The sequence below is a fragment of the Micromonospora sp. CPCC 205539 genome, from assembly GCF_036906815.1.
Taxonomy (GTDB): domain Bacteria; phylum Actinomycetota; class Actinomycetes; order Mycobacteriales; family Micromonosporaceae; genus Micromonospora.
On the sequence record NZ_JBAKHW010000052.1, the window covers coordinates 1 to 20,509 of the forward strand.

Below are 20,509 nucleotides of genomic sequence, written 5' to 3' on the forward strand. Positions count from 1 at the left end.
TCGCCAAGATCCGCACAACATCAGGGAAAGTGCTGCCTGCGGCGCTTTGGAGGCAGCAACTTCCCGGAAGTTGTGCGGATCTTGGCGACACGTGACACGTCGCGGGCGACGGGCGACACGCGACGGGCGGCACGCGACGGGCGACACGCGACACGCGACGGGCGGCACGCGACGGGCGGCACGCGACGGGGCGCTGGGCGGCATGCGACGGGCCTGGGCGACACCGACGGGCGACACGCGACACGCGCACGCGACACGCGCACGCGACACGCGACGGGCCTGGGCGACACCCGACGGGCGGCGGGCAACACGTCGCACGCGACGGGCGACACGCGACGGGCGCTGGGGCGCTGGGGCGCGGGGCGGCGGGCGGCGGCGCCCTGCGTGGCGTCAGGCCGTGACCGGGACGGCGGCGGTGGCGGAGTCGGCCGGAACGGTGTCGGGCGCAGCGGTGGCCGGGCGGCGTTCGCGGGTGGACCACTGCACCGACAGGGTGGCCAGCAGTACCAGGCACGAGCCGAGCATGTGTGCGCCGACCAGCACACCGGGCAGGTGGGTGAAGTACTGCACGAAGCCGATCACGCCCTGACCCAGCTCCACCACGATCAGCACGATGGCGGCCCGGGTGGCCCGCCGGGCGCCGACCGCGCGGAAAGCGAAGATCAGTGCCACCGAGAGGCCGATCAGCAGAAAGACGCCGTCCGCGTGGATCTGGGAGATCGCTTCCGGGTCCAGCCCGTTACGGGCCGCGCCCTGGTCGCCGGCGTGCGGGCCGCTGCCCGTGACCCAGGTGCCGATGACCAGCACCGCGACGCCGACGCCGGTGGTGATCCGGGCCAGCGCGCGCAGGGGCGTCGGCACCACGGCCACCGTCGGGCCGTCGGGCTCGGCGATCCGCCGCCAGAGGGCGTACGCAGCGGCGATCACCGCCATCGACGCGAGGAAGTGCAGCCCGACCACCCACGGGTTGAGGTTGGTGAGCACGGTGATGCCGCCGACGACCGCCTGCGCGGGGATGCCGAGGAACACCGCGACGGCCAGCGGCAGCACGCCCCGGGGGCGTGGGCGATGCAGTAGGACGGCCAGCAGGGTGGCGAGCGCGATCACGCCCACCGCGAAGGTCAGCATCCGGTTGCCGAACTCGATCACCCCGTGCGCGCCCATCTCGGACGTGGTGACGTACGACCCGTCGGTGCACCGGGGCCAGGTGGGGCACCCGAGGCCCGAGGCGGTCAACCGGACGGCCCCGCCGGTGACGACGATGCCCACGTTCGCGATGATCGAGGTGAGCGCGAGGCGGCGCAGCAGGGTGCCGGAGACCGGACGGACGAATCGGTTCACGGCGCAAATCCTACGCACCGTAGTGATCGAGGTTTGTCCGACTCCGTCGGGTCGGTGGTTCGGATCACCGGGACCCGGGTTTGCGACCCTCCGAGTATTTACGTAACGTTGGCGTTGTGAAAAACGTGGCGGCGCTCTCTGGGCAGCAGCCGACGGTCGACGCGACCGTCGCTGCGGCTGCACCAGCGCCTGCCGCGACCGAGGTCTCCACCCGCGGCCGGGTCACTCAGCTGCTGTTGGAGCAGGGGGCGACCACCGCCGCGCAGCTCGGTCTGGCGCTCGGGCTCAGTCCGGCGGCCATCCGCCGGCACCTGGACGCGATGCTCGCCGACGGTGACGTCTTCGCCCGCGAGCAGGTCGTGCAGGGCAGTCGTGGTCGAGGGCGCCCCGCCAAGGTGTTCCTGCTGACCGAGGCAGCCCGGGTCCGCTGTGGCACCCACCACTACGACAACATGGCCAACGCCGCGCTGCGCTGGATCGCCCGTAGCGGCGGCTCGGACGCGGTCGAGGCGTTCGCGACCGAGCAGGTCTCCGCTCTGGAGGCCCGTTGCCGGTCCGCCATGGAGGACGCTGGCGACGATCCTCTCGCGCGGGCGGAGGCACTCGCCGGCGCGCTCACCGCCGAGGGTTACGCTGCCAACGCGACCACGATCGCCTCTGGCGGCCAGCTCTGTCAGCACCACTGCCCGGTGGCGCACGTGGCCGCCGAGTTCCCTCAGCTGTGCGAGGCCGAGACCGCGGTGATCTCCCGCCTGGTCGGCACCCACGTGCAGCGCCTGGCCACCATCGCGCACGGCGACGGGGTGTGCACCACGCACATTCCGACCCAGCCGACGCGCGCCCAATCCGGTAACCCCGTCACCACTGTGAGGACAGATAGATGACCGAGCAGATCGTCCAGCCCCTGACCCAGGAAGAGCAGCTCGCCGCCCTGGGTCGCTACGAGTACGGCTGGTCTGACCCGGATGCGGCCGGGGCGGTTGCCCAGCGTGGCATCAACGAGGCGGTAGTGCGGGACATCTCGGCCAAGAAGAACGAGCCGGCCTGGATGCTCGACCTGCGGCTGAAGGGTCTGCGGCTGTTCGGCCGTAAGCCGATGCCGGCCTGGGGCGCAGACCTCACCGGTATCGACTTCGACAACATCAAGTACTTCGTGCGGTCCACGGAGAAGCAGGCCACCAGCTGGGAGGACCTGCCCGAGGACATCAAGAACACCTACGACCGGCTGGGCATCCCGGAGGCGGAGAAGCAGCGGCTGGTCGCCGGCGTGGCGGCGCAGTACGAGTCCGAGGTCGTCTACCACAAGATCCGTGAGGACCTTGAGGAGCAGGGCGTCCTCTTCCTGGACACCGACACCGCGCTGCGCGAGCACGAGGACGTCTTCAAGGAGTACTTCGGCACGGTGATCCCGGTCGGCGACAACAAGTTCGCCGCCCTGAACACCTCGGTGTGGTCGGGTGGCTCGTTCATCTACGTGCCGAAGGGCGTGCAGGTCGAGATCCCGTTGCAGGCCTACTTCCGGATCAACACCGAGAACATGGGCCAGTTCGAGCGGACGCTGATCATCGTCGACGAGGGCGCGTACGTGCACTACGTCGAGGGCTGCACCGCGCCGCTCTACTCCTCCGACTCGCTGCACAGCGCGGTCGTGGAGATCATCGTGAAGAAGAACGCGCGTTGCCGTTACACGACCATCCAGAACTGGTCGAACAACGTCTACAACCTGGTCACCAAGCGCGCCGTCTGCCACGAGGGCGCGACCATGGAGTGGGTCGACGGCAACATCGGCTCCAAGGTCACCATGAAGTACCCGGCGGTCTACATGACCGGCGAGCACGCCAAGGGCGAGGTGCTCTCGGTGGCGATGGCCGGCGAGGGTCAGCACCAGGACGCCGGCGCCAAGATGGTGCACGCCGCGCCGCACACCTCCTCGACCATCGTGTCGAAGTCGATCGCCCGTGGCGGCGGCCGCACCTCGTACCGCGGTCTGGTGCAGGTGCTGGAGGGCTCGCACCACAGCCGGAGCACGGTCAAGTGCGACGCGCTGCTGGTCGACACCATCTCCCGCTCGGACACCTACCCGTACGTCGACATCCGCGAGGACGACGTGTCGATGGGGCACGAGGCGACCGTCTCCAAGATCAGCGATGACCAGCTCTTCTACCTGATGAGCCGGGGCCTGAGCGAGGACGAGGCGATGGCCATGATCGTGCGCGGCTTCATCGAGCCGATCGCCAAGGAGCTCCCGATGGAGTACGCCCTGGAGCTCAACCGCCTGATCGAGCTCCAGATGGAGGGCGCAGTCGGCTGACGCCGCTGCTCCCGCGTGGCGGGCCGGGAACGTCGGCCCGCCACACCAGGACCCCACCCCGTCGTCACGGAACAGACAGACCAAGGAAGAAATGACTACCCAGGCTTCCGCGCCGCCCAGCACCAAGTCGCAGGCACTGCGCTCGTACGACGTCGCCGACTTCCCGGCCCTCACCGGCCTGGAGGAGGAGTGGCGGTTCACCCCGCTCAAGCGCCTGCGCGGCCTGCTCGACGGCGCCGTCACCGACCAGTCGGCACACTGGCCGGCCTACGACTACGGTCAACTGCCCGCCGGGGTCACGGTCGGCAGCCTGGCGAAGGACGACCCGCGCCGGGGCAGTGTGCTGATCCCGGTGGACCGGCTCAGCGCCCGCGCCTACGGCGAGGCCGACCTTGGCACGTTGGTGCAGGTTGCCCGGGAAGCGGTGGTCGCCGAGCCGGCGATCATCACGGTGCAGGGCGGCCCCTCGGACGTGGTGGCCTTCGCGCACACCTTCATCGAGGTCGGCGCGCTGTCCGAGTCGGTCATCGTCCTGCAGCACGTCGGCAGCGGCACCCTGGCCGACAACGTCGAGGTCGCCGTGGCCGACGGCGCGAAGCTGACGCTGGTCACGGTCTCCGACTGGGCCGACGACGCGGTCCAGGCCCAGCACCTGAAGATCAAGCTGGGCCGGGATGCCAAGGTCATCCACATCCAGGTCTCCCTGGGTGGTGACCTGGTCCGGCAGTTCACCAGCGTGGAATACACCGGCCGGGGTGGCGAGGCCGAGCTGTACGGCGTCTACTTCGCCGACTCCGGTCAGCACCTGGAGCACCGGCAGCTGGTCGACCACACCGTTCCGGACTGCCGCAGCTACGTCGGCTACCGGGGCGCGCTGCAGGGCGAGAGCGCGCACACCGTCTGGGTGGGCGACGTGCTGATCCGCGCCGAGGCGACCGGCACCGACACGTACGAGATCAACCGGAACCTGCTCCTCACCGACGGCGCGCGTGCGGACTCCGTACCCAATCTGGAGATCGAGACCGGCGAGATCGCCGGCGCCGGTCACGCCAGCGCGACCGGCCGCTTCGACGACGAGCAGCTGTTCTACCTGATGGCCCGGGGCATCCCGGAGGGTGAGGCCCGTCGCCTGGTGGTCCGCGGCTTCTTCGCCGAGCTGATCAACAAGATCCCGGTGGAGTCGCTGCGTGAGCGCCTGGGCGACGCGATCGAGGCCCGGCTCACCAAGGCCGGCGCCTGATGATCCGGGTCTGCTCCACCGAGGACGTGCCGAAGGGCACCGCGATCAGCGCGGACGTCGACGGCACCCCGATCGCCCTGGTGCACGGCGAGGACGGCGAGTTCTACGCCGCCTACGACGAGTGCTCGCACGCCTCGGTCGCCCTGTCGGAGGGTGAGGTCGACGGCTGCACGCTCGAATGCTGGCTGCACGGCTCGCGCTTCGACCTGCGCACCGGGCAGCCCTCCGGCCTGCCGGCCACCGAACCCGTCCCCGTCTACCCCGTCGAAGTCCGCGACGGCGACATCTACCTCAGCCTGACGCCGAGTAATGGAGTGACCCGATAATGAGCACCCTGGAGATCCGCGACCTGAAGGTGTCGGTCAAGCTGCCCGAGGGTGAGCTCAAGCCGATCCTGGCCGGTGTCGACCTGACCGTGAAGTCGGGCGAGACCCACGCCATCATGGGCCCGAACGGTTCCGGCAAGTCCACCCTGGCGTACTCGATCGCCGGTCACCCCAAGTACGAGATCACCGGCGGCTCGGTGACCCTCGACGGCGAGGACGTGCTCGCCATGACCGTCGACGAGCGGGCCCGCGCCGGCCTCTTCCTGGCCATGCAGTACCCGGTCGAGGTTCCCGGCGTCTCGGTGGCGAACTTCCTGCGGACCGCGAAGACCGCCATCGACGGCGAGGCGCCGAAGCTGCGCACCTGGGGTGGCGAGCTGCGCGGTGCGATGGAGCGGCTCCAGATGGACCCGGCGTTCGCCCAGCGCAACGTCAACGAGGGCTTCTCCGGTGGTGAGAAGAAGCGGCACGAGATCGTCCAGCTGGAGCTGCTGAAGCCGAAGATCGCGATCCTCGACGAGACCGACTCCGGCCTCGACGTGGACGCGCTGCGGGTGGTCAGCGAGGGCGTCAACCGGGTTCGCGACAACGGCGACACCGGCGTGCTGCTGATCACGCACTACACCCGGATCCTGCGCTACATCAAGCCGGACTTCGTGCACGTCTTCGTGGCTGGCCGGATCGTCGAGCAGGGCGGCCCGGAGCTGGCCGACAAGCTCGAGGCCGAGGGCTACGAGCGGTACGCCGCCGGGGCCGGTACGGCCCAGGTCTGAACGAGAGAGGCGCTGCCGAGATGACCACCATCGCGATCCCGCCAGGGATGCCGCAGTACGACGACGTGCCACGTTTCGACGTGGCCCGGGTGCGCGCCGACTTCCCGATCCTGGACCGGGAGATCAACGGGCACCCGCTGGTCTACCTCGACAGCGCCAACACCTCGCACAAACCCCGCCAGGTGCTCGACGTGCTCGGGGAGCACTACGCGCTGCACAACGCCAACGTGTCGCGCTCGGTGCACACCCTGGGCACCGAGGCCACCGAGGCGTACGAGGGCGCGCGAGCCAAGATCGCCGCGTTCATCAACGCGCCGAGCGTGGACGAGGTGGTGTTCACCAAGAACTCCACCGAGGCGATCAACATCGTGGCGTACGCCTTCTCCAACGCGTCGCTGCGGGCGGACGCCGACCCCCGGTTCCGGCTGGGCCCGGGCGACGAGGTGGTGATCTCCGAGATGGAGCACCACTCGAACATCGTCCCGTGGCAGCTGCTCTGCGAGCGGACCGGCGCGACCCTGCGCTGGTTCCCGGTCACCGAGGGCGGCCGGCTCGACGAGTCCGGCCTGGACGACCTGGTCACCGAACGGACGAAGATCGTCTCGCTGGTGCACGTGTCGAACATCCTCGGCACGGTCAACGCCACCTCCCGGATCACCGAACGGGTGCGTGAGGTGGGCGCGCTGCTGCTGCTGGACTGCTCGCAGTCGGTGCCGCACCTGCCCATCGACGTGGTCGACCTGGACGCCGACTACATCGTCTTCACCGGGCACAAGATGCTCGGCCCGACCGGCATCGGTGTGCTCTGGGGCCGGGGCGAGCTGCTGGCGGCGATGCCGCCGGTGTTCGGTGGCGGCTCGATGATCGAGACGGTCACCATGGCCCGGACGACGTTCGCCGCGCCGCCGGCGCGCTTCGAGGCGGGCACCCCGCCGATCGCCGAGGCGGTCGCGCTCGGCGCGGCGGTGGACTACCTCACCGGGGTCGGCATGCGGTCCATCCAGTGGCACGAGAAGGAGCTGACGGCGTACGCGCTGGACGCTCTCGCCTCCGTGCCCGACCTGCGGATCTTCGGCCCTACCGTGCCGGTGGGACGGGGCGGCACCATCTCGTTCGCGCTGGGTGACGTGCACCCGCACGACGTGGGTCAGGTGCTCGACTCACTCGGCGTGCAGGTGCGGGTCGGCCACCACTGTGCGAAGCCCGTGTGCAGCAGGTTCGGTGTCCCGGCGATGACCCGGGCCTCGTTCTACCTCTACACCACCACCGAGGAGATCGACGCCCTGGTGGGCGGTCTGGAGCAGGTGCGGAAGGTGTTCGACTAATGCAGTTCGACCAGCTCTACCAGGAGATCATCCTGGATCATTACAAGCACCCGCACGGGCGTGGCCTGCGGGCCGCCGACGACCCGGGTGACCAGGTCGCGGAGGCGCACCACGTCAACCCGACCTGCGGCGACGAGGTCACCGTCCGGGTGGCCACCGACGGCACCGTGTTGCACGACATCTCGTACGACGGCATGGGCTGCTCGATCAGCCAGGCGTCGGCGAGCGTGCTGCACGAGCTGCTGCGCGGCCGGGGTGCCGGGGAAGCTTTCAAGGTGCACGAGGCGTTCGTCGAGTTGATGTCCGGCCGTGGTCAGGTCACGCCGGATGAGGACGTGCTCGGGGACGGGGTGGCTTTCGCGGGTGTCGCCCGCTACCCCGCTCGGGTCAAGTGCGCGCTGCTGCCGTGGATGGCGTTCAAGGACGCCGCGGCACGCGCCGGTGTGGGCGCAAGCCCGGAGGTGAAGGCATGAGCGAGCGTCAGCGAGCGAATCATCATTGCAGCGCGGTGACGCCTCAGGGCGTCACGGAGCGAAGCGGAGTGACGGCATGAGCGAGAACACTGCTACCGCAGCTACGCCGGAGGCCGAGGACGCCGTCGCGACGCCGCAGACCGACTCCGCGGCGACCGGTGGCGACACCGCCACTCCGGCGGCGGGCGGCGGCAAGGCCGCCCTCGCCGACATCGAGGAGGCGATGAAGGACGTCGTCGACCCGGAGCTGGGCATCAACGTGGTCGACCTGGGTCTGGTGTACGGGGTGCACGTTGGCGACGACAACGTCGCCACCCTGGACATGACGCTCACCTCGGCAGCCTGCCCGCTGACCGACGTGATCGAGGAGCAGGCCCGGCAGGCGCTGACCACCGGTCCCGGTGGCGGCCTCGTCGACGACATTCGGATCAACTGGGTCTGGCTCCCGCCGTGGGGCCCGGACAAGATCACCGACGAGGGTCGGGACCAGCTCCGTTCCCTCGGCTTCAACGTCTGACGCTTTCCACCGTCGGTTCTGCCAGGCGAGCGCGACGCCCGATCAGGGGCGTCGCGCTCGTCTCTTTGCGCGCCTCGCGCGCCTCGCGCGCCTCGCTCCGGCTTGCCCGGGAAGATCCGCTCACTTTCGGGGAAACTGCTGCCTCGATGCGCGTCGAGGCAGCAGTTTCCCTGTAGTTGCGCGGATCTTGGGGCGGGTGTGAGCTGTCGACGGCGGTGTGGGCGGCCTTCGGCCGGCCCGGTGGTGCAACATCCTGGTTGTAGTGGCATCCGGCGTGTCCGATGCCACTACATCCTGGTTCGGGCGCGGGGCGCGGGGCGTACCCGTGGAAATTTGGTGGCGGGGCGCCATGTCGGTGCGCAGGATGGCGGGGTGACTGAGGCGTACCCGATGCAGGTTTCTGTCCGTGCGGCCACCGCCGCGCGTCGACAGCGCACCGCGCCGCGGGCCGTCTCGATCCACCGCCCACCCTCGTGACCGGGGCGTTCCTCGCCGGCGTCGTCGCCGGCTACGGCGTCGCCATCCCGGTCGGCGCGATCGCGGTGCTCATCCTGGGGCTCAGCGCCCGTACCTCGTTCCGCGTCGGCGCGGCCGGAGCACTCGGCGTTGCCACCGCAGACGGGTTGTACGCGGCGGTCGCCGCGCTCGGCGGCGCCGGTCTGGCCGGCGTCATCGCGCCGGTCGCCGGCCCGCTGCGGGTGGTCGCCGCCGTCGTCCTGCTCGGGCTCGCCGCGCACGGCCTCTGGCGGACCTGGTCGGTCCGCCGACCGAGACAGTCACCGGCGGCACCGGTCGGCCGGGGCCTGAGCACTCCCGGCCGGGCCTTCGCGGCGGTGCTCGGGCTGACCCTGCTGAACCCCACGACGGTGCTCTACTTCGCCGCACTGGTGCTCGGCCGCCGGGACGCCGTCGACCCGGACGCGGTCACCGCGGCACTCTTCGTGGCCGGCGCCTTCCTGGCGTCGGCGAGCTGGCAGCTGTTCCTCGCCGGGGGCGGCACGCTGGTCGGCCGGGTGCTGACCGGGTCGCGCGGCCAACTGGTCACCGGCCTGGTGTCCAGCGCGCTCATCGCCGCGCTGGCGGTGGCCGCGCTGCTGCCGAGCTGAGCGGTCCCGCCCGACGGCCCGGTGGGGCCGCCGCGCTGAACGGTCCCGCCCGACGGCCCGGCCGGGCCCGCCGTGCCGTACGGTCGGGCGATGACCAGTCGACCCGCAGCCGGGGGCGGCCGGTGGGTCGAGGTCGACCCGGCCCGCGTCGGCCGCTGGGTCGAGGGCTTCGCCGACCGGCACGGCCCGCCCAGCACCACCTTCCGGGAGTACGGGCTGCTGCTCACCGCCCCCGACGGATCCACCGCCGAGCTGTACGCCCCACCCGGGTCGCCGGCCAGCGTCGATGTCGCCGGGTTCGTGGCTGCGGCCGGCGCGCCCCGCCGGATCGGCCTGCTGCTCGCCCGCAAGGGCGCGGTGGCCGTCGGTGTGGCCCAGGGCACCGAACTCGTCGTCTCCAAGGTGGACACCCGGTACGTGCAGGGGCGCACCGCGGCGGGGGGATGGTCGCAACAGCGCTTCGCCCGTCGGCGTGACAACCAGGCCAAGGCCGCGTTGGGTGACGCCGCGGAGTTGGCCGTACGGCTGCTGTTGCCGGAGGCGGCGACGCTGGCCGCGGTGGTCTGCGGCGGTGATCGGCGGGCCGTGGACACGGTGCTGGCCGACCGACGGCTGGCCCCGCTCGTGCCGTTGCGTGCCGAGCGGTTGCTCGACGTCGCGGAGCCTCGGCACGTGGTGCTGGTCGGCGCGGTGGGTGCGGCCCGCGCGGTACGGATACTGCTTCGCGACCCGGCACCTGCACCCGTGGACTGATGTCGACGAGGAGACGACCGTCACGCATATGGGGGTTCATGGCCCGCTGCCGCGCCGGCGATTGGAGTATGGGTACGTGGAGTTTCTTGTCGACATGGTGACGACGGTGCCGGAGGGCACGTCGGAGGACGAGGTCGCCGACATGCGCAAGCGTGAGGCGGCGCGCTCGGCCGAGCTCACGAAGCAGGGCAATCTTGTGCGCCTGTGGCGGCCGCCGCTGGCGCCGGGGGAGTGGCGCTCGTGGGGGCTCTTCCGCGCCGACGACGCGGACCACCTGGAGACCGTCCTCGCCTCGATGCCGCTGCGCGCCTGGCGACGCGACACCGTCACCCTGTTGACACCGCACCCGAACGACCCGGGTCAATCGTCCCGGTAACCCCGCAAGAGGTCGCCCGGCGGGGTCCACGCGGCGTCGGTGTCGAGATCGGGTCGGTCGACGTCGCGTGTCAGCGCCTCGGCGGTGGCCCGAACGGCCGGCCGGGTCTCGTTCCGCCGGGACACGAGCGCCCACGTCCAGTACGGCGCGGGATCTACCACCGGTCGCTGTACGAGGTCGGACGGTATTGGCGTGCTCTGCCCCTTCGGGGAGTTGATGACCGGCCGGCCGAGCCGGCGTACGTGGGCGGAGAAGGCCAGCCCGGTGATGCCGCCGTCGTCGATGTGCACGACGCGGGCTCCGGTGTCGCGGGCGAACTCCTCCGCGTACCGGTTCCACGACGACCAGGTGGCGCTGTCGGCGTCGACCAGCACCAGCGTCTCCTTGGCCTGGACCGCCGAGGTGTCGGTGCCGGGGGAGACCGTGGAAAGGCGCTCCGCGCCGATGGGCCGTGCCACCAGCTCGTGGGCGACCAGGTCTTCGGCCTGCACCCAGCAGATCGCGAGGTCGATGCTGCCGTCGGCGACGCGGCTCGCCTGGGTGTGGGACGGCAGGACCCACGTGTCGATGTGCAGCTGCGCGACGCTCGACGCGCGCGTCGCCAGGTCTGCCGGCCGCCAACTGACGTAGCCGAGCCGCACCAGGTCGGCTGCGGACACGTCGGCCGCCGAGCGGCGCAGCTCCTCCGCCTGATCGAGCAGGGCGCGGGTGCGGGGCAGCAGCGCCTCTCCTGCGGTGGTCAGCGTGACCCCACGGCGGTTCCGGTCGAACAGGCGGACGCCCAGGTCTCGCTCCAGCGCCTTGATCTGCTGGGAGAGCGACGGGCCGGCGATGCGCAGACGGAGTGCGGCCCGACCGTAGTGCAGCTCCTCCGCCACCGCGACGAAGTAGCGCAGCTGGCGGAGCTCCACCCGGTCATCGTACTGGGGTAGGAGCCTGAGCCTCCCACCAGTGAGCAAACCGGTCGTGGCAGACAGCCGCTGCTCAGGCCCAGGATTGGCCACGAGGCGGCGACGGACGCGGCTGTGGGGGAGGACGTTGGTGACCGCGGAGCACATCTCCGAGTGGCCCTGGCGGGTCGTGGGGCAGGGCGCTGCGGCGTTGGCTGCCGGGATGGGTGTCGGCCGATTCGTCTACACGTCGATCCTGCCCCTGATGCAGGCGCACGCGGGGCTCTCCCCACGGTTGGGCGCACAGCTGGCGACCGCGAACTACCTCGGCTACCTCATCGGCGCGGTGGCCGCGATCCTCATCCCCGCGTTGCTGCGCTCCCAGCGAACGCTGCGCCTGTCGCTGGTGATCCTGGTCGGTACGTTGGCGCTGATGCCGGTCACCCGCGTGGGAGCCTTCTGGTTCGGTCTCCGGCTGGTCGCCGGGATCGTCAGCGCTCTGATCTTCGTCATCGCCGCCAACGCCGTGCTCTCCGGGGTGCGCGGAAACGCCCACCACCAGGCGGGGTGGGCGTTCGGCGGAATCGGCGTGGGCATCGCCCTCTCCGGCGTCCTCGTGCTGGTCATGCGCACCATCGGCAGCTGGCAGGAGGCCTGGTGGTGGGCGGCCGGCCTGACCGCCGCCTGCACAGCCCTGGCCTGGCGACTCGATCCTCGCTCGCCCAACCCGCCAGTGACCTCGACACGTCCAGGCCACGCCGTCGGGTCGCGCTGGTTCACCGCGCTGCTGGCCAGTTACTCCCTCGAAGGGGTCGGCTACATCATCGCGGGCACGTTCCTTGTCGCCGCGATCGACCAGAGTGCGCCCGGCTGGGCTGGCAGTGGTGCCTGGATCCTGGTCGGCGTCGCCGCCCTGCCCTCCGCCGCGCTGTGGGCGTGGCTCAGCCGTACGTGGTCACGCCCGACGCTGCTCCTCGCCGCGCTCGTCGTCCAGGCCGTCGGTATCGCGCTGCCGGTGCTGGCCGGTCCGACCGTGGTGGCTCTCATCTCGGCGCTCCTCTTCGGCGCGACCTTCCTCGGCGTCGCCACCCTCGCGCTGGCCATCGGGGCGCAACTGCGGGTCCGGCGCGCGGTCGCGATCCTCACCACGGGCTACAGCACCGGGCAGATCATCGGCCCGTTGGCTGTCGCCCCGCTCCTGCACGACGGCTATCGCCAAGCGCTGCTTTTCGGCGCCGTACTCGTTGCACTGGCTGCGGTCGCCGCCGCCGCGCTGCGCCACCGGTTTCCACTCGACGGCGACCCGCCGCGACACCGGGTGGCCGCACCCGCCAGGATCACGCCCGCCGGAAGTTGAGGTCGGCTCCGCCTCCACCCCACCGTTCATCCACTCGAAATTTTCAGGGAGATCACCATGTCCAGTGCCGAGACCCAGATCCTGCGTACCGTTCTGGACCAGTGGCGGTCCGCGGTCGACGCCCACGAGCCGGATCGGGTCGCGTCGTGCTTCACCGACGACGCGATCTTCCAGGGCCTGCACCCGTACTCCGTCGGCCGCGAGGGCGTCGCCACGTACTACGCCGCGCAGCCGCTCGGCATGACTGCCACGTACGACATCCGGGAGACCCGACGCCTCGCCGACGATGTGGTCCTCGGCTATCAGGAGGTGGAGTTCCGTTTCACCGACCGGCCGGCGCTGACCGTCCATCTCAGCGTGATCGTGCGGCGCGTCGACGACGCCTGGCTCATCAGTCACTACCAGGTCTCGCGGCTCGGCTGACCCGCCTGAACGAGTCGTGGCAGGCCCGCTGAGGGGCCTGCCACGATCCGGGGGAGGCGTCAGAGCTGGTTGGTGCCGAAGGTGTCGCAGGTCTTCGGGTCGCCGCGGTCGTAGCCCTGCTTGAACCAGCGCTGCCGCTGCTCGGAGGTGCCGTGGGTGAACTGGTCCGGGTTGACCTGCCCACCGGAGCGCTTCTGGATGGTGTCGTCACCGATCGCCTCGGCCGTGTCCACCGCCTCGCTGATGTCGCTCGCGGTGATCGAGGTGAACAGCGGTGCCTGGCCGGTCTTGTCCTTGGTCTCGGTCGCGTGCTTCGCCCACGCGCCCGCGTAGCAGTCGGCCTGCAGTTCCAGCCGTACGGAGGCGGAGTCGGGGCCGCTCTGCTCGCCCTGGCCGGCCCGCTCGTTGGTGCCGAGCAGATTCTGGATGTGGTGGCCGTACTCGTGGGCCAGCACGTACGGGGCGGCGAACTCGCCCTTGGCGCCGAACCGGGAGGCCAGCTCGTCGTAGAAGCTCAGGTCGATGTACACCTTCCGGTCGGCCGGGCAGTAGAACGGGCCGACACCCGAGTCGGCCTGGCCGCAGCCGGTGTTCACCGCCGCCTGGAAGTAGTTGGTGGTGGTCGGCTCGTACTTCCCCTTGCCCAGCTCCGGGTATTCCTGCTGCCAGTAGCCCTGGATGCTGTTCACGTAGAGCAGGTTGCGGCAACGCGCGTCGTCGAAGCGCTGCGCGTTGCTCTCGTCGCAGAGCTGTTCCAGATTGGTGCCGCTTGATTGCCCGCCACCCTCGTCGCCGTTGGTCATCGCGTTCAGGCCGAAGCCGCCGCCGAGCAGGGCGACCAGGACCGCCACCACGATGCCGATGATGCCGCCGCGACCGCCGCCGCCGGGTAGCGGGATGCCACCCAGGCCGCCGCCCGACCCGCTGCCGCGGCCCAGGTCGTTGGCCTGCGAGGTGTCGAGTTCGGCCCGCTCGTTGAGTTCCATGCTGACCCCGATCGCCGGATGTCCGTCACTGTCGTCTGGATGTCGTTGTGTCGTCTGAGTTCCGGACCGGGTCCGGATAGGCGTTCCGGTACCCGATGATCTTGGTTGGTAATCCGGGAGGCCGTCCAAGGGCGCCCGGTACACTGGTCTCGTGCTGCGCTGCGAAGGCTGAACCGCCCCGCGCCGTCGGGCCACCGAGCCCGCCGGCCGTTTCGCGTGCCCCGAGTCAGCCTTCCAGACCCCGAGAGCGAGCCCCACGAGATGATCACTGCCACCGGCCTGGAACTGCGTGCCGGTTCCCGGATCCTGCTGTCCGACACCACCCTGCGGGTGCAGCCCGGCGACCGGATCGGCCTGGTCGGTCGCAACGGCGCCGGCAAGACCACCACGCTGAAGGTGCTCGCTGGCGAAGGGCAGCCGTATGGCGGGCAGATCGACCAGCGCAGTGCCATCGGCTACCTGCCGCAGGATCCGCGTACCGGCGATCTGCAGGTGACCGGCCGCGACCGGGTGCTCTCCGCCCGCGGCCTGGACGTGCTGATGGCCCAGATGACGGAGATCGAGGGCAAGCTCGCCGAGGGCGGCACCGACGACAAGCTGGTCCGCCGCTACGGCGCGCTGGAGGACCAGTTCGCCTCGCTGGGCGGGTACGCCGCCGAGGCCGAGGCCGCCCGGATCTGCGCCAACCTGGGCTTGCCGGACCGCGCGCTCGCGCAGACCATCGGCACCCTGTCCGGCGGTCAGCGGCGTCGCATCGAGCTGGCCCGGATCCTGTTCCGTGACGCCGGCGAGAACGGCGGCGGCATCCTGCTGCTCGACGAGCCCACCAACCACCTCGACGCCGACTCGATCACGTGGCTGCGTAGCTTCCTCGCCAACCACAAGGGCGGCCTGATCGTGATCTCCCACGACGGCGCGCTGCTGGAGTCGGTGGTCAACAAGGTCTGGTTCCTGGACGCCACCCGGTCCGTGGTCGACGTGTACAACCTGGGCTGGAAGGCGTACCTGGAGGCACGGGAGACCGACGAGCGGCGCCGCCGCCGGGAGCGGGCCAACGCCGAGAAGAAGGCGGGCGCCCTGATGGCGCAGGCCGACAAGATGCGGGCCAAGGCCACCAAGACCGTCGCCGCGCAGAACATGGCCCGCCGGGCCGAGAAGCTGATCTCCGGTCTGGACGAGGTACGGGTCTCCGACAAGGTGGCCAAGGTGCGCTTCCCCAACCCGGCCCCGTGCGGCAAGACGCCGCTCACCGCGACCGGCCTCTCCAAGTCGTACGGCTCGCTGGAGATCTTCACCGACGTCAACGTCGCGGTGGACCGGGGCTCCCGGGTGGCCATTCTCGGGCTCAACGGCGCGGGCAAGACGACCCTGCTGCGGATGCTCGGCGGGCTGCTCTCGCCGGACACCGGCGAGGTGCACGCCGGGCACGGGCTGCGGTTGGGCTACTACGCCCAGGAGCACGAGACCCTGGACGTGGATCGGACGGTGCTGGAGAACATGCGCGCCGCCGCCGTCGAGCAGTCCGACACCGACCTGCGCAAGATCCTGGGTGCGTTCCTCTTCTCCGGTGACGACGTCAACAAGCCGGCCGGGGTGCTCTCCGGCGGCGAGAAGACCCGGCTCGCCCTGTCGACGCTGGTCTGTTCCGGCGCCAACGTGCTGCTGCTCGACGAGCCGACGAACAACCTCGACCCGGTCAGCCGGGAGCAGGTGCTCGACGCGATCGCCAACTACCCGGGTGCGATCGTGCTGGTCACCCACGACCCGGGTGCGGTGCTGGCGCTCAAGCCGGACCGCGCCATCCTGCTGCCGGACGGCGACGAGGACGCCTGGAGCGACGACCTGCTCGAGCTGGTCGAGCTGGCCTGACCGCCGCCGAGGCGTGGCGAGGGAGCGGCCCGACCGGGTCGCTCTCAGCCGAGCAGGTCGACCAGCCGGCCGAGCACGCCGGAGCTGGTCAGGATCACCACCCCGATGGCGACGAAGATCGCCGGCACCAGCCAGTGGCCGGCGCGCTCGACCAGCCGGATCACCCCGGCGTGCCCGCCCAGCAGGGCCGCGGCGGCGCACCACACCGCGATGAGCAGCACGAAGACCAGCAGGAAGACCACGCTGTCGGCGGGGCCGAGGGCCCGGAACACGGGTACGTAGACGGCCACGTTGTCGGCGCCGTTCGCGATCGTCACCCCGGCGACCCCCAGCGTGGTGGCCACCACGGCCGGCGGCTCGTCGCCGTCTCGCGTGAGCAGTGCGCGGACGCCGAGGGCGATCGGCAGCAGCCCGAGCAGCCCGGTCCACGGGTCGGGCACCACGAGCAGTCCGGCGGCGACCACCGCGCTGGCCAGCGCGAGCGCTCCGATGCCGAGATATTGCCCGGCCACGATCTGCGCGGCCCGGGGTCGGCCGGTGCTGCGGGCCGTGACGAAGAACAGCGTCAGGATGACGATGTCGTCGAGGTTGGTGGCGGCGAACACCGCCGCCGCCCCGGCCGCGGTGCCCAACAAATCGATCACGACCGCAGGGTACGGGTCGTCGGCGGGCGTCGTGGAGCGGCGGTGACCCGCTCGACGCGTCCGGCACGCCCGGTCGCCAGCGTCACACTATCGGGAACTTGACATTGCATAGCGTGTCGGTTGGCGAAGAGTTGATATCTGGCGCATGATCGTTCGAGGCGGTCTAATAGGTGGGACCGTATCCGAACCGCACAGTCTGGGACGTGAGGACACAGCATGGCAGCCACTGGCACAGCCACCAGCACTGAGAAAGGTCGCCGGATCGTCGGAGCCGAGCGTCAGACGCTCGCCAAGGACCTGGTAAAGCGGTACACGTCGGGGGAGAGCATCCGGGCGCTGGCGGCTTCGACCGGCCGCTCCTACGGGTTCATCCACCGGGTGCTCACCGAGTCCGGGGTGCAGCTGCGCCAGCGCGGCGGTGCCCGGCGCCGCAAGAAGGCGTGACCCGCCCACCAGCGTCGTCCACCAGCGCCGCGCCCCGGCCCGCCCGGTGACCGCCGAGGCGACCGGGGTCCGGCTGGCCTGCGACGGGCCGGTTGCCACGGTGACGTTGTGCCGGCCCGACGTGCTCAATGCCCAGACGCCCGCCATGTGGCGCGCCATGAGCGATTTCTCTCGCGACCTGCCCGGCGACGTCCGGGTGGTGGTGGTGCGCGGTGAGGGACGTGCGTTCTCCGCCGGCCTCGACCTCGCGGTGGCCGGTGCCTCCGGCCCGGGGTCGTTCGCCGAACTGGCCACCTTGCCCGAGCAGGAGTGCGCGGACCGGATCGCGGAGTTCCAGGCCGGCTTCACCTGGCTGCACCGGCCGGACGTCATCTCGGTCGCGGCCGTGCAGGGCCATGCGATCGGTGCCGGTTTCCAGCTCGCGCTGGCCTGTGACCTGCGGGTCCTCGCTGCCGACGCGAAGCTGTCGATGGCCGAGGTGACTCTCGGTCTCGTGCCGGACCTGGCCGGCACGAAGCGCCTCGTCGAGCTGGTCGGCTATGCCCGTGCGCTGGAGATCTGTGCGACCGGCCGCCGCCTGGACGCCGCCGAGGCCGACCGGATCGGTCTGGCCACCCTGGTCGTGCCGCCCGCCGAGTTGGACGACGCGGTCCGTGACCTGACCGCCGGTCTGCTCGCCGGTTCCCGGGACGCGGTGGTGGAGATCAAGGCGTTGCTGGCCGGTGCTGCCGGACGGTCCCACGCCGACCAGCAGCGCGCCGAGCGCGAGGCGCAGACCCGCCGACTGCGTGACCTCGCCGGCCAGGGAGAATAGGTAAGGACCGCACGGGAAGATCCGGGTTACGACCGAGGTTGTCACAGTCGTCGGGAGAATTGACCTGACGGCGCGGTCCGCCCGACGACCCGGAGGTGAAGCGGTGTCCAGCCCGATGTCCAGTGGCGGCATGGCCGGGTGGAGCATGCTCCGGTCGATGCGTAACCGCGACGAGGTCTCCACCCACCGGTTGACCAGGGGCGTCGCCCGGCGGATCGTCGCGTTCGCCCACCCCTACCGGCGTGACATCGGCGTCTTCCTGGCCACCGTCGTGCTCGCCGCCATCATCGGCGTGGCCACCCCCGTGCTCGCCGGCGAGGTGATCAACGCGATCAACCGGGGCGGCGCCGATGCCGGTCGGTTGGTCGTCCGGCTGGCCCTGTTCATCGCCGGGTTGGCGGTCGCCGACGCGCTGCTCTCACTCGCCCAACGGTGGTATTCGGCCCGCATCGGCGAGGGCATCATCTTCAACCTGCGCACCCGGGTCTACGACCACGTGCAGCGGATGCCGTTGCAGTTCTTCACCCGTACCCAGACCGGCGCTCTGGTCAGCCGACTCAACAACGACGTGCTCGGCGCCCAGCGGGCGTTCACCTCCACGCTGTCGGGCGTGGTCAGCAACGTCATCCAGTTGGTGCTCACCGCCGCGGTGATGTTCACGCTGTCGTGGCAGATCACCGCGCTGTCGCTGGTGCTGCTGCCGATCTTCATCGTTCCGGCTCGCCGGGTCGGCCGGCGGCTGGCCGACATCACCCGCGAGGCGTACAACCTCGACGCCAAGATGAACGCGACCATGACCGAGCGGTTCGGGGTGGCCGGGGCGCTGCTGGTCAAGCTCTTCGGCCGACCCGAGATCGAGGCCGAGCGGTTCGCCGGGCGGGCCGAGCGGGTGCGCGACATCGGCGTCCAGTCCGCGATGTACTCGCGCACCTTCTTCGTGGCGATGCTGCTGGTCGCCTCGCTGGCCCAGGCGCTCACCTACGGCCTCGGGGGCTGGCTCGCGGTGACCGGCGGTGTCAGCGCGGGCACCGTGGTGACCCTCGCGCTGCTGCTCACCCGCCTGTACGGTCCGCTCACCGCGCTCTCCAACGTCCGGGTGGACGTGATGAGTGCGCTGGTCTCGTTCGACCGGGTCTTCGAGGTGCTCGACCTCAAGCCGGGCATTGTGGAGAAGCCGGCCGCGGTGTCGGTGCCCCGGGGCGCCGGCCGGGTCGACTTCCGGGACGTCCGGTTCCGCTACCCGAGCGCCGCCGAGATCTCCCTCGCCTCGCTGGAGGAGGTCACCACGCTCGACCGGACCATCAACGAGCCGGTGCTGAGAGGCGTCTCCTTCAGCGTGGAGCCGGGGCAGATGGTCGCCCTGGTCGGCCCGTCCGGCGCCGGCAAGTCGACGCTGTCGATGCTGATCTCCCGGATCTACGACGTCACCGACGGGCAGGTGCTGGTCGGCGGGGTGGACGTTAGGGACGCGACGCTCGCCTCACTGCGCGACGAGATCGGCGTGGTCACTCAGGATTCGCACCTGTTCCACGAGACGATCGCCGAGAATCTGCGGTACGCGAAGCCGGACGCCACCGACGACGAGATCTGGGCCGCGCTGGCCGGTGCCCAGGTCGCCGACCTGGTCCGCTCGTTGCCCAACGGTCTGGACACCACGGTGGGGGAGCGCGGCTACCGGTTCTCCGGCGGCGAGAAGCAGCGCATCGCCATCGCCCGGCTGCTGCTCAAGGCCCCGTCGATCGTGATCCTCGACGAGGCGACCGCGCACCTGGATTCGGAGAGCGAGGCCGCGGTGCAGCGGGCGCTGTCGGTCGCGCTGGCCGGGCGTACCGCGCTGGTGATCGCGCACCGGCTCTCCACCGTCCGCGACGCCGACCAGATTCTGGTCCTCGACGGCGGCCGGATCGTCGAGCGGGGGCGGCACGACGAGCTGGTCGCGGTTGGCGGGCTCTACGCCGAGCTGTACCGGACTCAGTTCGCGGTCGCCGACTCGCCCACCCCGTTCGTGGACGCCACCGGCCCCGAACCGGTGATCATGCCGCTGGGCAGCTACGTCGCCGACGAGGTCCTGCCGCCGGCCGCGGCCAACTGACCGGCCTCAGTCGGCCACGAAGGCCGCGATCGTGCGGCCCACCGGAGTGCAGGCGAACACCCCGTACGCGGCCGCCAGCACGGTGCCGGCCACGCACCACCGGTACAACCCGGCCGGGCAGTGGCGGCGTGCCGAGACCAGCACCTTGCCCCCGATCAGCGCGAGCAGGATGCCGGGCACCGGCCCGAGCAGGGTGATGAAGAAGCCCGGCACGCCGAGCAGCCAGCCCGGCACGATCCATGTCCAGGTCGGCGGGTACGACCGGGGAGCCCACAGGTACGGAATGACGGCCGCGGCGAGGTAGGCCGCGACGACGTACAACTGGACACCGACGAGCGCCCGGATGTGCCCGGTGGACGACTGGACGCGGCGGGCCTCGCGGGCCGGCGCCTCGGTCGGGTCAGCGGTTGCCTCCGTCATGATCACTCCCGTTGTCCCGTGGGTCGCCG

22 protein-coding genes are annotated in these 20,509 nt (G+C 70.8%); 17 read left to right on the plus strand and 5 right to left on the minus strand.

Annotated elements, in window-relative coordinates; all coding sequences use genetic code 11:
* Window positions 1-390: 390 nt before the first annotated feature.
* Window positions 391-1,359: a COX15/CtaA family protein gene (locus V6V47_RS29130; protein ID WP_334631639.1), complete on the minus strand. Its 969-nt coding sequence runs from the start codon at window positions 1,357-1,359 to the stop codon at window positions 391-393.
* Window positions 1,360-1,457: 98 nt separating this feature from the next.
* On the opposite strand from V6V47_RS29130, the gene V6V47_RS29135 reads away from it, so the two are divergent.
* The 11 genes from V6V47_RS29135 to V6V47_RS29185 all read left to right on the plus strand — a co-directional run bounded on the left by V6V47_RS29135 (window position 1,458) and on the right by V6V47_RS29185 (window position 10,541).
* Entirely contained in the window at window positions 1,458-2,225 is a 768-nt protein-coding gene (locus V6V47_RS29135) for a helix-turn-helix transcriptional regulator (protein WP_334631641.1), read from the plus strand.
* The gene (sufB, locus tag V6V47_RS29140; RefSeq protein WP_091403689.1) at window positions 2,222-3,652 is read left to right on the plus strand and encodes a Fe-S cluster assembly protein SufB; all 1,431 of its coding nucleotides are present in this window, start codon (window positions 2,222-2,224) and stop codon (window positions 3,650-3,652) included. Before V6V47_RS29135 ends, sufB begins: the two co-directional genes overlap by 4 nt.
* 91 nt (window positions 3,653-3,743) lie before the next feature.
* On the plus strand, window positions 3,744-4,892 hold the full coding sequence (sufD, locus tag V6V47_RS29145) for a Fe-S cluster assembly protein SufD (protein WP_334631643.1): 1,149 nt from the start codon (window positions 3,744-3,746) through the stop codon (window positions 4,890-4,892).
* Window positions 4,892-5,218 carry a non-heme iron oxygenase ferredoxin subunit gene (locus V6V47_RS29150; RefSeq protein WP_334631645.1) on the plus strand — a complete coding sequence of 109 codons (327 nt, stop codon included), beginning with the start codon at window positions 4,892-4,894 and terminating at the stop codon, window positions 5,216-5,218. Before sufD ends, V6V47_RS29150 begins: the two co-directional genes overlap by 1 nt.
* Window positions 5,218-5,991, plus strand: coding sequence for a Fe-S cluster assembly ATPase SufC (gene sufC / locus V6V47_RS29155; RefSeq protein WP_334631646.1), 774 nt, complete (start codon window positions 5,218-5,220; stop codon window positions 5,989-5,991). The genes V6V47_RS29150 and sufC overlap by 1 nt, the downstream gene beginning before the upstream one ends.
* A gap of 20 nt (window positions 5,992-6,011) precedes the next feature.
* On the plus strand, window positions 6,012-7,316 hold the full coding sequence (locus tag V6V47_RS29160; RefSeq protein WP_334631647.1) for a cysteine desulfurase: 1,305 nt from the start codon (window positions 6,012-6,014) through the stop codon (window positions 7,314-7,316).
* Entirely contained in the window at window positions 7,316-7,789 is a 474-nt protein-coding gene (gene sufU / locus V6V47_RS29165; RefSeq protein ID WP_334631649.1) for a Fe-S cluster assembly sulfur transfer protein SufU, read from the plus strand. The genes V6V47_RS29160 and sufU overlap by 1 nt, the downstream gene beginning before the upstream one ends.
* Window positions 7,790-7,865: 76 nt before the next feature.
* Window positions 7,866-8,306, plus strand: a complete 441-nt coding sequence (locus V6V47_RS29170) for a metal-sulfur cluster assembly factor (protein ID WP_334631651.1) — start codon at window positions 7,866-7,868, stop codon at window positions 8,304-8,306.
* Window positions 8,307-8,779: 473 nt separating this feature from the next.
* Complete coding sequence (locus tag V6V47_RS29175; protein ID WP_334631652.1) at window positions 8,780-9,412, plus strand: LysE family transporter; 633 nt, start codon at window positions 8,780-8,782, stop codon at window positions 9,410-9,412.
* 90 nt (window positions 9,413-9,502) lie between these two features.
* Window positions 9,503-10,165 carry an acVLRF1 family peptidyl-tRNA hydrolase gene (locus tag V6V47_RS29180; protein WP_334631653.1) on the plus strand — a complete coding sequence of 221 codons (663 nt, stop codon included), beginning with the start codon at window positions 9,503-9,505 and terminating at the stop codon, window positions 10,163-10,165.
* Window positions 10,166-10,241: 76 nt separating this feature from the next.
* A complete protein-coding gene (locus tag V6V47_RS29185; protein WP_334631654.1) occupies window positions 10,242-10,541 on the plus strand; it encodes a muconolactone Delta-isomerase family protein in 300 nt (99 codons plus the stop codon).
* Here the strand turns inward: V6V47_RS29185 and V6V47_RS29190 are convergent.
* On the minus strand, window positions 10,526-11,452 hold the full coding sequence (locus V6V47_RS29190) for a LysR family transcriptional regulator (RefSeq protein WP_334631655.1): 927 nt from the start codon (window positions 11,450-11,452) through the stop codon (window positions 10,526-10,528). The two genes, V6V47_RS29185 and V6V47_RS29190, sit on opposite strands and share 16 nt — an antisense overlap.
* 202 nt (window positions 11,453-11,654) lie before the next feature.
* Here V6V47_RS29190 and V6V47_RS29195 point away from each other — a divergent pair, with 202 nt between their 5' ends.
* Both V6V47_RS29195 and V6V47_RS29200 read left to right on the plus strand, forming a co-directional pair.
* A complete protein-coding gene (locus V6V47_RS29195; RefSeq protein ID WP_442934325.1) occupies window positions 11,655-12,788 on the plus strand; it encodes a YbfB/YjiJ family MFS transporter in 1,134 nt (377 codons plus the stop codon).
* 57 nt (window positions 12,789-12,845) lie between these two features.
* Window positions 12,846-13,211: an SgcJ/EcaC family oxidoreductase gene (locus V6V47_RS29200; protein WP_334631657.1), complete on the plus strand. Its 366-nt coding sequence runs from the start codon at window positions 12,846-12,848 to the stop codon at window positions 13,209-13,211.
* A 59-nt stretch (window positions 13,212-13,270) separates the two neighbouring features.
* Here the strand turns inward: V6V47_RS29200 and ypfJ are convergent, their stop codons facing one another.
* Window positions 13,271-14,197: a KPN_02809 family neutral zinc metallopeptidase gene (ypfJ, locus tag V6V47_RS29205; protein WP_334631658.1), complete on the minus strand. Its 927-nt coding sequence runs from the start codon at window positions 14,195-14,197 to the stop codon at window positions 13,271-13,273.
* Window positions 14,198-14,458: 261 nt separating this feature from the next.
* Here ypfJ and V6V47_RS29210 point away from each other — a divergent pair, with 261 nt between their 5' ends.
* On the plus strand, window positions 14,459-16,066 hold the full coding sequence (locus V6V47_RS29210) for an ABC-F family ATP-binding cassette domain-containing protein (RefSeq protein ID WP_334631659.1): 1,608 nt from the start codon (window positions 14,459-14,461) through the stop codon (window positions 16,064-16,066).
* A 44-nt stretch (window positions 16,067-16,110) separates the two neighbouring features.
* Here the strand turns inward: V6V47_RS29210 and V6V47_RS29215 are convergent, their stop codons facing one another.
* Window positions 16,111-16,710: a cadmium resistance transporter gene (locus V6V47_RS29215; protein ID WP_334631660.1), complete on the minus strand. Its 600-nt coding sequence runs from the start codon at window positions 16,708-16,710 to the stop codon at window positions 16,111-16,113.
* Between the two features lie 216 nt (window positions 16,711-16,926).
* Here V6V47_RS29215 and V6V47_RS29220 point away from each other — a divergent pair, with 216 nt between their 5' ends.
* From V6V47_RS29220 to V6V47_RS29230, 3 genes are all read left to right on the plus strand, one after another.
* Window positions 16,927-17,154 (plus strand): helix-turn-helix domain-containing protein, encoded by a 228-nt coding sequence (locus V6V47_RS29220; protein ID WP_007462679.1) that lies wholly within the window; start codon window positions 16,927-16,929, stop codon window positions 17,152-17,154.
* Between the two features lie 46 nt (window positions 17,155-17,200).
* Window positions 17,201-17,968, plus strand: a complete 768-nt coding sequence (locus tag V6V47_RS29225; RefSeq protein ID WP_334631661.1) for an enoyl-CoA hydratase/isomerase family protein — start codon at window positions 17,201-17,203, stop codon at window positions 17,966-17,968.
* 115 nt (window positions 17,969-18,083) lie between these two features.
* On the plus strand, window positions 18,084-20,060 hold the full coding sequence (locus tag V6V47_RS29230) for an ABC transporter ATP-binding protein (protein ID WP_334631681.1): 1,977 nt from the start codon (window positions 18,084-18,086) through the stop codon (window positions 20,058-20,060).
* Between the two features lie 6 nt (window positions 20,061-20,066).
* On the opposite strand, the gene V6V47_RS29235 is transcribed toward V6V47_RS29230, so the two are convergent.
* Entirely contained in the window at window positions 20,067-20,480 is a 414-nt protein-coding gene (locus tag V6V47_RS29235) for a hypothetical protein (RefSeq protein ID WP_334631662.1), read from the minus strand.
* Window positions 20,481-20,509: the final 29 nt, after the last annotated feature.